Below are 14,615 nucleotides of genomic sequence, written 5' to 3' on the forward strand. Positions count from 1 at the left end.
TGTAGATGTAGATGTAGATGTAGATGTAGATGTAGATGTAGATGTAGATGTAGATGTAGATGTAGATGTAGATGTAGTTGCTTGTTCTGGTTGTATAACTGTTATTTGTGGATTTTTAACCTGTGGTTTAGTTTCATTTTGCGTATCGACACTCTGCCACTTGCTAAGTGAATTTTCAAAATCATCAATAAGTAGCCAATCGCTTGACGTGCTTTTTTGAATGGTTGAACATGCTGATAGCATGCTAAACAAACATAGAATTAAAATGTGTTTGGAAGACATAATTGGCTCTCGTAATATTATTGATATTTGGTTAACCAATTTAAATTTTGGCTATAGTTTTTATTGAGGGTTATGTAACCAATTTAATGTTTTTATGTCAATCATTAAAGCAATACGTAATGGCGTGGGAACTGCGAAGATATAAAAATTATTATTCCATTCAAAAAATTAACCAGTAAACTTATCCATTAAATCAACTCAGCAAATTTCAGCTGAGTTTAAAATAATTTAATAGTTAGGATGTTATATGTATACGGGTTCGTGTTTGTGCGGTGAAGTAAGGGTTGAAGTGTCGGGTAGTATAACCAGCATTATTCATTGTCATTGTTCACTGTGCAGAAAAAACAGCGGGACTGCATTTGCAACCAATGGCTTTGTAAATACAGATGACTTTATAATAACTAAAGGACAAGAGCAGCTGAGTGAATTTAGTTTTAAACCAGGGCGCACTCGTTACTTTTGTAAATGTTGCGGCTCGCCAGTTTACAGTAGCAATAATGATGACAAAAGCAGAATACGAATTCGTTTAGGAATATTCGATAGCGATATTACTGAGCAGGTTTTATCGCATAATTTTGTTACGTCTAAAGCTAACTGGGAGCAGCTAGAAACAAGCTTACCGTGCTATGAAAAACATGAACCTGGGCGGTAACGCATTTTATTCAATGTGGTAAATACTGTTAATACTTTTATAAAGGTTTGGCGCAAAATTTATAAAAACAGGTGAGTTTTGTATTTCATCAACGTTTATGTGCATTAATGTTTGCTGGCTTAGTATGATTACTATATTTTTGTATTCGTTAAACTCTATTATCGCTAAGCACTTAAAATGTTGCCTTAAAAGTACTAAAAGCATTTGCAGCTCTTTGCCAGTTTGCGGGTTTAAATTAATGATTACTTGAGTACTTGGCTCACTACAGCGGTTTATGTTTTGCCAAAAGCTATCGCTGGTTAAAAAAGGCTGGTGATATTCACCACTAAAAATATCGATAGTGATCACGTTAAAGTGATCAGAGCATTGCGAAATATATTGCTCGGCGCATTGTAAATAGCTGCTGTGCTTAATTGGTAACTTAAAGTGCTGAGCAGCAATTAAAGCAATGCTTGGGTTTATTTCTACCGTCTTAAATGTATTTATAGTCTTTATGTAAGGCGTACTACTTTGCAAGTGATACATAATTCGCTCAAACCCTGCAGTGCCTAAACCTAGATTTAATATGTTTAGTGTATCTACCGGTTTAAGTAAAAACAGCAGCATGCACTGGTTTACAGGTACGATTACTTGCTCAGGGTGTGTTAGGTTCATTACACCTTGAATAGTTATGTCATCATTGGCCTTTTGTGCAAGGGTTAGCCAACGATATTCTTTATTTTGGTACACACATACGGGACCGTATGCACTTTGCTGCGATTCAATAAGGTTACTTTTAACTGTATCTTCTTTTAGCTGGCGCATAACTTAAACTATTTATATAAACACAATGATAGTGTGCCATGAAAAACACACTTTATAATAGATTATTGTGTAACAAGGTTTGTAATTTAACCTCTAAATATAATATTGTATTAGCAATTAATTAGTTAGACGTTATTCAAGGATTGAAAATGGGATTAATTTTAGGGCCTGCTGTTTTGGCATGGTTTGCAGTATTTATCTATTCTTTACGATTAGGGTATGTGCTTATTTATAAAAACATGAGCGCACTGACTACAGTGACTACTTTTGCAATTGGTATTATTGGTCTGTTGGCTTTTATGACGTATGGATATAGGCAGTTTGTAAACAACACCTCTGTTTGGGCATTTGAGATCCCAAGTTATTTTTTATTTAGCAAAATTGCTTTTATAGGTGTCTTGAGTGGTTTTTTACTTAACTACTATATTAATCCTGAAAATAGTTCGGAATTTTTGAGCTGTTTAGCATTTGTATTAATATTTATGTTTTCTGCTGGTGTGCTTGCAAGCTTAGGGGGACATGAGGCCTTTTTAAAAGAATTTGATATTAAAACCACTTATTAAAAATATGCATAATAAATTTTGGCCAGTACCCATTCAAGGTAGTGGGCTTTTTACTATCCTAGTAACCTCTTGTAAATGCGCTTTAGCGTGCTCCTTTCTGCATCTACCTCAAATGTATTGCCATAAAATCTTACTTAGGTAATGGTTACACTATAATAATTAGGAGCTAATAGATGCTTAAAACACCTTTGAAAATCACAACTACGTTACTTAAATTTACTGCAATTGCAGGTGCCTGCACACTTGCATTATCAGCACATGGTGAAACACAATTACAATATACCGACCAACAAAAGTTACATGACATAGCAAGTGAAGTGTCGGCTACCCGTATTGGTAGTGATATTCAAACGCTGGTGGATTTTGGTACTCGTCATACGCTTTCAGATACTAAATCGGATACTCGAGGTATTGGTGCGGCTAGGCGCTGGATAAAAAAAGAATTTGAAAAAATATCGGCACAGTGTGGTGGTTGCCTGGAAATTATTGAAGTAAAGGACACTATATCGGGCGAAAAACGCATTCCTAATCCTGTTGAAGTGGTTAACATAGTGGCTATTCAACGCGGATCAAGCGAGCCTAATCGAATGGTGATGATGTCGGGTGACATAGATTCACGTGTAAGTGATGTTATGGATTTTACTAGCGACTCTCCTGGCGCAAATGATAATGCATCAGGTGTAGCTGGTGTTATAGAAGCTGCTCGTGTTTTAAGTAAATACAAATTTAATGGTTCGGTAGTTTACGCGGCGCTTTCGGGCGAAGAGCAAGGTTTGTTTGGCGGTAAAATATTAACTGCTTATGCACAAAAGCATAACTGGCAAGTTCATGGCGTTTTAAACAACGATATGATTGGCAATATTACCGGTATTAATGGTGTAACTGATAACACGACTGCACGCATATTTTCAGAAGGTACCCGTGTTGTTGAAACTAAAAAGCAAGCTAATACTCGTCGCTTTACAGGTGGTGAAGTTGATTCTGCGAGTCGTAATTTAGCTCGCTACATAGACACTATTGCTGACAGATACATTCCTAATTTAGATACAATGCTTGTATATCGATTAGATAGATTTGGCCGTGGTGGGCATCATCGTCCATTTAATGACGCAGGTTTTGCAGCCGTGCGTATTATGGAAACTAATGAGCACTACGATCGTCAGCATCAAGATTTACGCACTGAAGATGGTGTTGAGTATGGTGATACTATTGAAGGTGTTGATTTTGATTATACGGCTAAGCTAACCTCACTTAATGCGGTAACTATGGCGTCTATGGCGTGGGCACCCGCACCGCCAAAAGAAGTTAAAATAACGGGCGCTGTTACTGCTAACACTTCTTTCTCATGGGCGAAAAATGATGACGAGAACATTGCTGGATATAAAATTTATTGGCGTTATACGAGCGAGCCGCAATGGCAGTTTAGTAAATACGTGGGTAATGTTTCAAAATATACACTTGAAAATGTGGTAATTGATAATTATTACTTTGGTGTAGCTTCTGTTAGTAAAGACGGTGTTGAGTCACCAGTCGTTTTTCCGGGTGATGTAGGTTCGTTTGATCACAATATAAAATAATAGTTTGCCTAAAAACACAGCAAACAGAGAGCTTTAAGGTGCAAATGGGAGTTTTATGCTTGCACCTTATTTACTAAGCCCTTAGAGTGTAAAAAAAAGAAGTAAAAGGTTATTAAAAATGGAACAACAAGAAAAAAAGCCGTTAACAGCAAAAGAGCAAGTTATAACTGATGAGCAAAGAATGCAGTGGCAACGGGAATGTTTTCAAGCAGCGCAAAAGCATTTAGCCGAAAAAGGCATTATGCCAAAATCAGTAGTTGATAAAGACAGCCGATTTTTAGCACCACTTTGTGCAATGTGGAAATTTAAAGCCCAGAACGGTAAAACATATTGGGTAGTTACAGGGCGATTACCTACAGATCATGCTGAGGTAAGTGCAGCTACAGATGCTCGCGATGCAATGCGTTATTTTTCATTGCAGTGGCAATTAAAAGCGGATCAAATTATGAGTACAGGCGCGCGTGATAAAACTCAGGTAGATTTTGCTAACTTACTTATAAATAGAGCACATGGCTTATACGAAATGTATGATAATGAACCACTGTGGGCTAATGAACCAAAGTAGTTTAGGTAACTTAAGTTTAGTTTAAAATAATAATGTGGAGGGCGGTAGTTTATTTATTGCCCTTTTCTTTATCTAATGAACAAGTGTGAAGGGGGTTGTTTTAAACGCTGAAACAGGGCATTGCATGCGTTGCCTAGGTATTCCCGCTTCCATGAAAACATTTCCTTGTTGAATAAAGCCATTTCGCTTAAAACGCTCTACCTCATTTAAAATACAATTAATGCTTACTTCTTCTATACCTTGGTTTGACGCTAATTCAACAATAAAATTGAGAAGTGATTTATATACCTTGCGGTTACGATGCTCGGGTAATACAGCTATTCTGCCGATTAAGCCATCTGTACATAATCTACCTGTTGCAATAGGGCAGTTTGCATCGTCTGTGACAAGTACATGTAATGCAATTTTATCTAGGCTATCGAATTCGATGTGCTTGGGGATATGTAACTCGTAAACAAAAACTCGCTCTCGAATTTTTTGTAACATATCTTTTTTTATATCCCATTCAACCTCATCAACCAGATAGCCCATTGCAAACTCCTATTGATACCAAATTAAAATGAGTAAGCAATCGCAGCAAAATTATTTAAGCCAATATCAGGTAAAATTAAAATTTTTAACTAACCTGTATACATAATATTTTACGCCGCAAAATGCTCATCATTACTAATAAAATTGGTATTATTATTCTTGGTCTATATTAAACCAGATCCCCTCATTAACAAGTGTAGTAAAGGTTTGAGTAAATACTAAACTTGGGTTTGTTAAGTTTAATGCTGAACTTTCAAACTCAGTATTATCGGTAAGTAGTTTTACCGCCGCTAAGTCAGTTAATGGCATAGCGTAATTTTCACCGTTAACACTTAATAGCACTTCGGTATCGAGCTGCTGGTAAATAGCACGCGTACCACCTAAACGCTCAAACACAGTTTCTTCATCACTTAAATCATCGCTTATTTGCTCTGATGTAAATGGAGGTTCTACTGGTGCTAAATCCATTTCATGTTTGGGCTGACTAAGCGTTGAGCCTAACCATTGTTTAAATAAATCGTCATTTTCTAAAAGTGCCGCCATCAGTGTTTTAACTTTATCAACTTCAAGGTTTGTAAGTTCACCTTTCGACTTTCTTACTGTGATGTTGTGATCGGTATAACGTTTTTGTCCGCTTTCGGTATCAATAATATGATCGGCAAAGCTCGACAATAAATCTTGTTGATTTGGGGCTCTAAAACCAACTGAATAATTTAGTGCGTTTTCTACAGCGTAACCTTCGTGAGGGCACCCTGGTGGAATATACAAAATATCGCCAGGTTCTAAAATGCAATCTATTACGGCTTCAAATGCTTCAACCTGAAGTAGTTTTTTGTTTTGAGCAAACTGCTTAAGTGTTGGATCGGGTAAGCCTACACGCCAATGACGTTTGCCTTCACCTTGAATAATAAATACGTCGTATTGGTCTAAATGTGGACCAACACCACCGTTAGGCGTTGAATAGCTGATCATTAAATCGTCTATGCGCCAGTTGGGAATAAACCTAAAAGGTTCTAGTAGTTGTGCAGCATCGCTATGCCAGTGATCAACTGCTTGCACGAGTAAAGTAGAGTGATCGTCAGTTAACTGCTCAAAGTCTTCAAATGGACCTTGGTGTGTTTGCCAATCATTTTTATGATTGGTGATAATACGCGACTCTATGCTTTCTTCCATTGCTAGGCCGGCAAGTTCATTAGCATCAAGCGGGTCTTGAAAATCAGCAAAACCTTGTTTGATTAAAAGCGGCTTTTTTTGCCAAAAATGGCTTAAAAACTCTTGCTCAGACAAATTATTTATTTTTAATTGGTACATACATTATGCCTACTAGTTAGTGCAATGGGGTTAAAACAAAAAAAGCGAAAGGATGATCCTTTCGCTTTTTAAAAGAGCAATTTAGTTTTAAACTAAATCATCAATAAACTCAACAGCGCGGCCAATGTAGTTGGCAGGCGTTAATTTCTTCATTTCTACTTTAGCGTGCTCTGGAAGGTCTAAACCATCGATGAAGTCAGCCATAATTTCTTGATTTACACGTTTACCGCGTGTTAAATCTTTGAGTTTTTCGTATGGCTTTTCAATGCCATACTTACGCATAACCGTTTGAATCGGCTCAGCTAGCAATTCCCAGTTTTGATCAAGCTCGTCAGCTAAACGTTGCTCGTTTACTTCTAGCTTGCTTACACCTTTAAGTGTTGATTGGTATGCAATAATTGCATAACCCATACCAACACCTAGGTTACGTAATACTGTTGAATCAGTAAGATCACGCTGCCAGCGAGAAACTGGTAATTTTTGTGCAAGATGAGAAAAAATGGCATTTGCTAAGCCTAAGTTACCTTCTGAGTTTTCAAAATCAATTGGGTTAACTTTATGTGGCATTGTTGATGAGCCAATTTCGCCAGCAATTGTTTTTTGCTTAAAGTGATTAAGGGCAATGTAACCCCACATGTCACGGTCAAAATCTAATAATATAGTGTTGAAACGTGCAATTGCGTCAAATAACTCTGCAATATAGTCATGCGGTTCAATTTGTGTAGTAAATGGGTTTAGTGTTAAACCTAAACTTGATACAAATTTATCTGCATGTGTGTGCCAGTCGTAATCTGGGTATGCGCTAAGGTGAGCGTTGTAGTTACCAACAGCACCATTAACTTTACCTAGCATTTCTACTTGTGCAATTTGGTCACGTTGACGCTTTAAACGCATGTATACGTTAGCAAACTCTTTACCCATAGTTGATGGTGTAGCAGGTTGTCCGTGCGTACGAGTCATCATTGGGATTGTTTTGTATTCAATTGCTTTAGCTTTAATTGCACTTAAAAGTTCGTCGCAATAAGGAAGTAAAACATTTTTACGTGCTTCGCTTAGCATCAAACCATGAGATAGATTATTAATATCTTCTGAAGTACAAGCAAAGTGAATAAATTCGTTTATTGCATGGAGCTCACTGTTATCGGCTACTTTTTCTTTTAGTAGGTATTCAACAGCTTTAACATCGTGATTTGTAGTGCGTTCTATATCTTTAACGCGCTGTGCATCAGCTTCACTGAAGTTATCTACAATGGCGTTTAGAAGTGCATTAGCTTGTTCGCTAAATGCAGGTACTTCTTTAATATCGCTTGCTGCAGCTAACGCTTGCAACCAACGCACTTCAACAATTACGCGGTATTTGATTAAGCCAAATTCGCTGAAAATACTGCGTAGTTCAGTGGTTTTGCTGCCGTAGCGACCATCCACTGGAGAGATAGCCGTTAACGCTGAAAGCTCCATAATAACTCCTAAATTTTAGTTTGAACGATAGTTAAATTTTTGTTTTAGCAATGGCGAGTATTTTTCTTTTTGCAAAGAAAAAGTGACGGCGTTTACCGCCCATTTGTCGCCATAATACTGCACTTCTAATGCCGGCTAATAATAATGCACGGATTTTATTTTGAGTGAGCTGCTGTTTTAATAACTCGGGTTTACCATAAACCTGTATTCGGTGCCCAAGGGGGCTCAGCACCGACGAGTAAATATCTGCTAAACCGGCAACAACACTCTCATCGGTAATAGCAAAGTGGTCTAAACGACGATGGATATCATCAATGCGTTTACCTAATTCGTTTAAGCTTTTTTCGTTAGCACTGAGTGCTCGCTCAAGCTGCATTAAACCACCTACGTACTTTACTATTTCAACATCTTTTTGAGCGCCAGCAGTAAGCTGCGCCATTAATGTTTTATAGCCATCACGTAAGTTGTCAGTACCTTGGTAAACATCTTCTGGCGATGCCGGAGATGTTTGAATAATGCTTGAAAGTAAGATTTCTAAATCATGTTCGTTATTGTTGCCGTACTGGGCAATTTTTTGAACTTGTTTAGCAGCCTGGCACATGGCGGCAAGCGCCATGACTTGGTGTTCATTCATTACTTAATCACCGAGTCAATAATACCACCACCTAAACACACATCTTCTGCGTAAAATACGGCAGATTGACCAGGTGTAACTGCTTTTTGTGGCTCGTCGAACAATACGCGGGCCATGCCGTCTTCACCTACAAGTAGGGTGCAGCTTAAGTCTTCTTGGCGGTAACGCGTTTTTACTGTGCAGCGAGTGGTGCCTTTAGGGCCAATACGGTCTACCCAGTGAAGTTGGTTTGCGTTAAGACCGTTGCTGTATAGGCGAGGGTGATCTTTACCTTGCCCCACAATAAGTACATTTCGCTCAAGGTCTTTATCTACTACGTACCAAGGCTCACCAGAACCTTCCTTCATACCACCAATTAACAAGCCTTTGCGTTGTCCAAGTGTGTGGTACATTAAGCCTTCGTGCTCGCCTACGTTGTTACCGTCTGTGTCTTCGATAACGCCAGGTTGTGCTGGTAAGAACTTTTGTAAAAAGTCTTTAAATTTACGCTCACCAATAAAGCAGATACCTGTGCTGTCTTTTTTATCGTGAGTGATTAGGTCTTGTTCTTCTGCTATGCGGCGTACTTCTGGTTTTTCGATATCGCCTACAGGGAATAACGTTTGGCCAATATGTTCATGGCTTAGAGTATATAAGAAATAGCTTTGATCTTTATTGTTATCAAGTCCGCGACACATTACGTATTTGTCATCGCGAAGCTCACGGCGAACATAGTGTCCCGTTGCAATAAAGTCAGCACCGAGTGCTTGCGCAGCAAATTCTAAAAAGGCTTTAAATTTAATTTCTTTGTTACACATTATATCTGGGTTAGGTGTACGACCTGCTTTGTACTCTGCTAAAAAGTACTCAAATACATTGTCCCAATATTCTGCTGCAAAGTTAACTGTGTGAAGCTCAATGCCTAATTTGTCGCACACTGCTTGCGCATCTTTTAAATCATCAGCGGCAGCACAGTATTCATCATTGTCGTCTTCTTCCCAGTTCTTCATAAACAGGCCTTCTACTTGGTAGCCCTGTTGTTGTAATAAATATGCAGATACAGAAGAATCAACACCGCCGGACATGCCAACAATGACTTTAATGTGACTATTTTCGCTCATGAATAATTTCGCTTATACAGATTGCTGTTAACTTGGAAAGGCCGCGATTATAGCATGTATTTTGTTTGTGCTTAAAGAGACTAAGGACGCAAAGAGGGGAATTAGTCAGTATTTTATTTATATAACAAATAGCAAACTAGACTTAAGCGCGTTATTAGGCTGTAACTTTAGTAATATTAAAGTGATCTTTACTAATAAATTAAGACTATAGAATAATTCATGTAGTTATTAAGTTTTATTAATAGTATTTTCTTTTAAAACTACTAGAGTAAATATACACTTAACAAAATAAAAATAGTGGTGAGTATATGAATGTAAACCACTTAAAATCGCTTAATATATAGTCAATGGAATGAATATATGAATTACGCCTATCAAATTAACAAGATAAACTCTTTAGTTGAACACTATACAAACGAATCTGATTTTGTGGATAGTGAATTACTCTCCAGTAAAACGACAGAGTTTAAAAAGTCAGCCTATCACCTTTTTTATGAGTTAATAAAACTCAAAAACCCTCACATTTTCCAAGAACCAAATCATGTTCATGAATTATTTAGTTTAATTAAGGGCTCAACCGCTAAAAAGAACATTGAGCTAAAGGTGCTTGAGCATGTAGAGCACTGGTGGCTTGAATGGTATTTTGCTTTAGAAATGGACGTAAAGCTTAGTATAGAAAAAAGTGATATGCCAATGAGTTACTTACCTCAAAGTACGCTCAACCCTATGCGCAAACATGAGATAAGTCACTACGCTAGGTTATTTACCGTTTTGCCAATGCCGGTATGTAATGTGTGTACCAAAACGGGTGATATTTTGAAAGTTAATCAACGCTTTGTAGATGTTTTTGGTTATACGGTAGAGGATGTACCTAATCTTAAATCGTGGTGGGAGAAAGCGTATCCAGATCCACAATACAGAGCACTTGCAAAAGAGCTGTGGCAAGACTCACTTGAAAAGGCACTAAATAATAATAACGATATACCCGCAAATAATTATCGAGTGTCTTGTCGTGATGGAACACAAGTGATGATGGAGATATCAGGGATTGATATAGGTGAAGAGTTTTTGGCTGTTTTTAATGATGCAACAGAACGTTTAGAAGCGGAGGATATACTTAGAGATATGGCCTTTTTGGATGCATTAACCAAAATTGCAAATAGGCGCCGGTTTGATGAAAAACTAACGCATGAGTATGAACGAGCAAAAGAATGCGAGGGCATGCTGTCGATGATTATCATCGATATTGATCATTTTAAACAATTTAATGACCGGTATGGGCATGTGGCTGGCGATACGTGTTTATATGATGTTGCTCAAACAATTGCTTCAACGGTTAGTCGCCCAGAAGATTTTGTGGCTCGCTATGGGGGGGAGGAATTTGTTGTTTTATTACCTCAAACCGATAGGCAAGGGGCGTTGTTTATAGCTGAGCAAATACAAAAAGCTGTAGAAAACTTAGCTATTGCGCACCAGGATAGCTTTACCGGATTTTTATCTATAAGTATGGGTATTAATACCATTAGTGACTATACAAATAGTGACGAGATTAGCTTTGTTAAAGCCGCTGATAACGCCCTATACTATGCTAAAAAACAAGGGCGTAATTGTATAGCGCTAAGCTCAGAGTAAATAAAATAGAGTTAATTATCTTATTTACTCTACTCCCCAATATAGCTAATTGTAAATAGTTTCTAGGCTCAATACTGGTCGATTCAGGCTGTCGTTAATACACTTCAATACTAAAGGGCTTCTAAGGGAGAGTGATTTTATTTGCTCTAATGTGTACCAGTTAGCGCTGATAATGTCGGTATCTATTGGCGTTGGCGCGTTTATATTATCAGGCGCTTCAAATAAGAAGCAGAATCGCAAATAGTGCACTCCATTTTCGGCATGCAAATTATACACACCTAAAAAGCCGACTGGCTCAAGCGCTAAGCCTGTTTCTTCAAGTAGCTCTCTGCTTGCGGCTTGTGCAAGAGTTTCGTTTTGTTCTAAATGACCAGCAGGTTGATTGTAACAAACCTGCTGTGTAAATTTATCGCGCTCTTTGACAAGTAAAAACTCATTTTGCTTTTTTACTATTGCCGCAACGGTTACATGCGGTTTATGCATCAAATGCACCTTTAATTACTTTGTATTCACCACAATTAATATCATCCAACGTATAGTTTCCGATACTGTAGCGAATAAGACGAAGTGTAGGGTGGCCAATATGCGCGGTCATTCGACGAACTTGTCTGTTTTTACCTTCATTAATTGTAATACTTAGCCAAGTGGTAGGGATTGCTTTTCGCTCGCGTACAGGGGGATTACGAGTCCAAATTGTAGGTTCATCAATTATTTTAACGTTAGCGGGGAGTGTAAGTCCGTCTTTAAGTTCTACGCCATTACATAAATCATTAATTGATTCACTCGTTGGTTCACCTTCAACTTGTGCCCAGTATGTTTTATTCGTTTTTTTATTAGGTGCAGTTAATGTGTTTTGCAATTTTCCACAGTTTGTTAAAAGCAATAAACCTTCACTGTCTCTATCTAATCTACCCGCTGCGTAAACTTCTTTAATAGGGATAAACTCAGCAAGCGTTTTTCTGTCTGCGTCATCTGTAAATTGGCATAGCACATCAAATGGTTTATTGAATAACACAATTTTTCTGTCTTTAGATGCTATTTGCGGCTTTATCTCTCTTTTACCTGAAGGCGTTTTGTTAAGTGCACTGCGTGAATAAGTACGCCCTGTACTTCTTTTTGGCTTGGATTCAGTTACTTGATTATTGCCTGGTTTAGATCTCATTATATGCACCTAGCTGGTTTTGGTAATCCGGCAATTTTTGTTGCTTGCTTGGCTGGGCCTTTAGGAAATAATTTATATAAATAAAGGCTATTACCTTTGTCTTCACCGAGCGCTTTAGCCATTGCTTTTACAAGCATTCTAATGGCTGGACTGGTGTTATATTCAATATAAAAATCACGAACAAAGTTAATGACTTCCCAGTGTTGAACACTAAGGGTAATGTTTTCTTGGATAGCAATTACAGGTGCAAGCTCCTTTGACCACAAAGTATGGTCAAGCAAGTAACCTTGTTTGTCGGTTTCAATCTGTTGGTTGTTAAATTCAAGCATGAGTTACCACGTAATTGATTGATTAGTTGATAAAGTGAGTGCTACAAAGTCTTCATAGCTAATGGCTTTATCGTTATCTGTTAATTTTATTGCACGTACTTGCGCGTCTTGTTCAAGTATTAATAGTGTATCTGCAAATTGCCTAAATTGTTTTTTTGCAAAGCAGGCATCACCAACAAGTAGCACGTTATCGTCTGATAAAATTAAGTTTTCTAGCTGATTTGCCGAATAATAGTTAAGCGGCTTAGAAAAAATATGTAATGTACTCATAAATTCACCACATGTTGCTGCGCTTTAATTAATGTTTGTTGTTGGCTAAAGTTGAGTGCTTTTGCCTCTATGAGTAAATCATGTTTATTTAAACCATAATCAAGCAATGACTTTTCACACACGTAGATGTTTTCAACATCATAGATTTCGAGTGTTTTAATGTTTTTAAAAAAATCTTTTAAGCCAATATCGTTTGGTTGTTGATGCTTTTTTAAAGCCAAAACGGCGGGGCCGCTAAACAACCAACTCACATTTTGGTCAACGGCCGCAAATATCAATGTCATATCAAGTGCATCACGAATATTTAAATCGTCAAATGGGCTGCACTGACTCATTACTAATACGTTGATCATTTAAATTGCACCCATTTATCAGCGTCGCTTGCAAGCATTGCAAATTCAGCTAACCCTGCGACTGCAAATACACCTGTGTTTTTAATATCTAACCCGCGTTTTTCAGCGGCGGTAACACACAGCATTAAATTTAGTTTTTGATCGGCGAGTTGCTGCCAAAGTGCTGGTATTTGAAGTTCGTCTGAGGATAAATCAAAGTGGGTAGATGCATGATAAATACCTTGCTGGTATAAAAAAATAGCATCAATGGTGTGCCCTTGAGCTAAACATGCATTCGCAAACTTAACAATGCGTTGCGTTGTATCGTGATCGGATGGTGGTGTATGTAATGAAAGAACAAAACGTGACAAAACAATTCCAATAAAAAAGCCCCAATTAAGGGGCTATTTTAACAGAACTATTTAATTAGTCATCACTTGCGCCAAGTAGAGCAAGTAAAGACGTAAATAAGTTATATACGCTTAGGTATAAAGATACTGTTGCGCGAATGTAGTTAGTTTCGCCGCCGTTAATGATTCGACTAGTATCAAATAAAATTAAACCAGACATGATCAATACAACTGCAGCATTAAGCACCATAAACATAAGTGAACTGCCAACAAAAATATTAACAATGCTAGCTACAATCACAACGATTAAGCCAACCGTTAAAAAGCCACCCATGAATGAGAAGTCTTTTTTAGTGTTTAGTGCATAAGCAGATAAACCAAAAAAGATAAGCGCCGTAGAACCCAACGCTTGCATAATAAGCATTGGACCATTAGGCATTGCAGCATAATGGTTGAGCAATGGACCTAAGCCTGCCCCCATTAAGCCTGTGAAAGCAAACACCCAAAATACACCAGATGCTGTATCTGCTTTTTTATTTACAACAAATAATAAACCGAACGAAACAAGTGTAAACACAATTCCCATAAAGTAAGGTAATTGTAGTGCCATTGAAATACCGGCTGTAACTGCACTAAATGCAAGTGTCATAGCTAGTAAAAAGTAGGTGTTTTTAAGTACCTTGTTTGTTTCAATGGTAGACATTACCGGTTTCGCGGTATTGTACGATTGATTAAACGCCATTGTAGAGCTCCTTTAAGTGAAACGTGTGTGTTTCGATAATTTAACTAAAATTAGATTACCAACTCTTATATGTTTGGGCAAACCTTTGTAGATCAATAGAGTTAAATATTTAAATAAAAGAGTATTGACGGCTAAATTAAAAACACTTTGTTCTAACTTTAAACAAATTAATTGTTTTTTAAGCACTTAAACAATTAATTAAAAAAAAAGCTTCACAAAAGGGATGGGTTTCCCTATTATGCAGGCCGTGCGGAGAGATGGCAGAGTGGTCGAATGCACCGGTCTTGAAAACCGGCATGGGTTTATAGCCCATCTAGGGTT

At 37.6% G+C, this 14,615-nt stretch carries 19 protein-coding genes; 6 read left to right on the plus strand and 13 right to left on the minus strand.

What is annotated here, in order from left to right; all coding sequences use genetic code 11:
• Positions 1-220 (plus strand): hypothetical protein (locus WNY79_RS20395; protein WP_342876753.1); only part of this gene is annotated, 220 nt, incomplete at its 5' end.
• A gap of 309 nt (positions 221-529) precedes the next feature.
• The gene (locus WNY79_RS20400; RefSeq protein WP_342876754.1) at positions 530-934 is read left to right on the plus strand and encodes a GFA family protein; all 405 of its coding nucleotides are present in this window, start codon (positions 530-532) and stop codon (positions 932-934) included.
• Between the two features lie 6 nt (positions 935-940).
• On the opposite strand, the gene WNY79_RS20405 is transcribed toward WNY79_RS20400, so the two are convergent.
• Positions 941-1,738, minus strand: a complete 798-nt coding sequence (locus tag WNY79_RS20405) for a hypothetical protein (protein WP_197120923.1) — start codon at positions 1,736-1,738, stop codon at positions 941-943.
• A 149-nt stretch (positions 1,739-1,887) separates the two neighbouring features.
• On the opposite strand from WNY79_RS20405, the gene WNY79_RS20410 reads away from it, so the two are divergent.
• The 3 genes from WNY79_RS20410 to WNY79_RS20420 all read left to right on the plus strand — a co-directional run bounded on the left by WNY79_RS20410 (position 1,888) and on the right by WNY79_RS20420 (position 4,443).
• Complete coding sequence (locus WNY79_RS20410; RefSeq protein ID WP_170070814.1) at positions 1,888-2,301, plus strand: hypothetical protein; 414 nt, start codon at positions 1,888-1,890, stop codon at positions 2,299-2,301.
• A gap of 173 nt (positions 2,302-2,474) precedes the next feature.
• Positions 2,475-3,878 (plus strand): M28 family metallopeptidase, encoded by a 1,404-nt coding sequence (locus WNY79_RS20415; RefSeq protein WP_197120925.1) that lies wholly within the window; start codon positions 2,475-2,477, stop codon positions 3,876-3,878.
• A 118-nt stretch (positions 3,879-3,996) separates the two neighbouring features.
• Positions 3,997-4,443 carry a DUF4826 family protein gene (locus WNY79_RS20420; protein ID WP_024597931.1) on the plus strand — a complete coding sequence of 149 codons (447 nt, stop codon included), beginning with the start codon at positions 3,997-3,999 and terminating at the stop codon, positions 4,441-4,443.
• A 72-nt stretch (positions 4,444-4,515) separates the two neighbouring features.
• Here WNY79_RS20420 and WNY79_RS20425 read toward each other — a convergent pair whose 3' ends face one another.
• The 5 genes from WNY79_RS20425 to mnmA all read right to left on the minus strand — a co-directional run bounded on the left by WNY79_RS20425 (position 4,516) and on the right by mnmA (position 9,477).
• On the minus strand, positions 4,516-4,974 hold the full coding sequence (locus WNY79_RS20425; RefSeq protein ID WP_342876755.1) for a GNAT family N-acetyltransferase: 459 nt from the start codon (positions 4,972-4,974) through the stop codon (positions 4,516-4,518).
• Between the two features lie 153 nt (positions 4,975-5,127).
• A complete protein-coding gene (locus WNY79_RS20430) occupies positions 5,128-6,285 on the minus strand; it encodes a cupin domain-containing protein (protein WP_342876756.1) in 1,158 nt (385 codons plus the stop codon).
• 87 nt (positions 6,286-6,372) lie between these two features.
• Positions 6,373-7,743: an adenylosuccinate lyase gene (gene purB, locus WNY79_RS20435; protein ID WP_024597928.1), complete on the minus strand. Its 1,371-nt coding sequence runs from the start codon at positions 7,741-7,743 to the stop codon at positions 6,373-6,375.
• Between the two features lie 31 nt (positions 7,744-7,774).
• The gene (hflD, locus tag WNY79_RS20440) at positions 7,775-8,377 is read right to left on the minus strand and encodes a high frequency lysogenization protein HflD (protein WP_024597927.1); all 603 of its coding nucleotides are present in this window, start codon (positions 8,375-8,377) and stop codon (positions 7,775-7,777) included.
• Positions 8,377-9,477, minus strand: coding sequence for a tRNA 2-thiouridine(34) synthase MnmA (gene mnmA / locus WNY79_RS20445; protein WP_007375708.1), 1,101 nt, complete (start codon positions 9,475-9,477; stop codon positions 8,377-8,379). The genes hflD and mnmA overlap by 1 nt, the downstream gene beginning before the upstream one ends.
• A gap of 360 nt (positions 9,478-9,837) precedes the next feature.
• On the opposite strand from mnmA, the gene WNY79_RS20450 reads away from it, so the two are divergent.
• A complete protein-coding gene (locus WNY79_RS20450) occupies positions 9,838-11,109 on the plus strand; it encodes a sensor domain-containing diguanylate cyclase (protein WP_342876757.1) in 1,272 nt (423 codons plus the stop codon).
• Between the two features lie 45 nt (positions 11,110-11,154).
• Here WNY79_RS20450 and WNY79_RS20455 read toward each other — a convergent pair whose 3' ends face one another.
• From WNY79_RS20455 to WNY79_RS20485, 7 genes are read right to left on the minus strand one after another with little or no spacing between them, the layout of a single operon-like run.
• Entirely contained in the window at positions 11,155-11,592 is a 438-nt protein-coding gene (locus WNY79_RS20455) for an NUDIX hydrolase (protein WP_197185763.1), read from the minus strand.
• Positions 11,585-12,271, minus strand: a complete 687-nt coding sequence (locus WNY79_RS20460) for a pseudouridine synthase (protein ID WP_342876758.1) — start codon at positions 12,269-12,271, stop codon at positions 11,585-11,587. Before WNY79_RS20460 ends, WNY79_RS20455 begins: the two co-directional genes overlap by 8 nt.
• A complete protein-coding gene (locus WNY79_RS20465; RefSeq protein ID WP_007580207.1) occupies positions 12,271-12,600 on the minus strand; it encodes a TusE/DsrC/DsvC family sulfur relay protein in 330 nt (109 codons plus the stop codon). The genes WNY79_RS20460 and WNY79_RS20465 overlap by 1 nt, the downstream gene beginning before the upstream one ends.
• A 3-nt stretch (positions 12,601-12,603) precedes the next feature.
• A complete protein-coding gene (locus WNY79_RS20470) occupies positions 12,604-12,870 on the minus strand; it encodes a DsrH/TusB family sulfur metabolism protein (RefSeq protein ID WP_007580209.1) in 267 nt (88 codons plus the stop codon).
• On the minus strand, positions 12,867-13,223 hold the full coding sequence (gene tusC, locus WNY79_RS20475; RefSeq protein WP_024600506.1) for a sulfurtransferase complex subunit TusC: 357 nt from the start codon (positions 13,221-13,223) through the stop codon (positions 12,867-12,869). Before tusC ends, WNY79_RS20470 begins: the two co-directional genes overlap by 4 nt.
• Positions 13,220-13,573: a sulfurtransferase complex subunit TusD gene (gene tusD, locus WNY79_RS20480; RefSeq protein WP_197185761.1), complete on the minus strand. Its 354-nt coding sequence runs from the start codon at positions 13,571-13,573 to the stop codon at positions 13,220-13,222. Before tusD ends, tusC begins: the two co-directional genes overlap by 4 nt.
• Before the next feature lie 55 nt (positions 13,574-13,628).
• Complete coding sequence (locus WNY79_RS20485) at positions 13,629-14,294, minus strand: Bax inhibitor-1/YccA family protein (RefSeq protein ID WP_007580214.1); 666 nt, start codon at positions 14,292-14,294, stop codon at positions 13,629-13,631.
• Positions 14,295-14,615 lie beyond the last annotated feature (321 nt).

The organism is Pseudoalteromonas sp. AS84, assembly GCF_038900255.1.
In the GTDB taxonomy this organism is placed as follows: domain Bacteria; phylum Pseudomonadota; class Gammaproteobacteria; order Enterobacterales; family Alteromonadaceae; genus Pseudoalteromonas.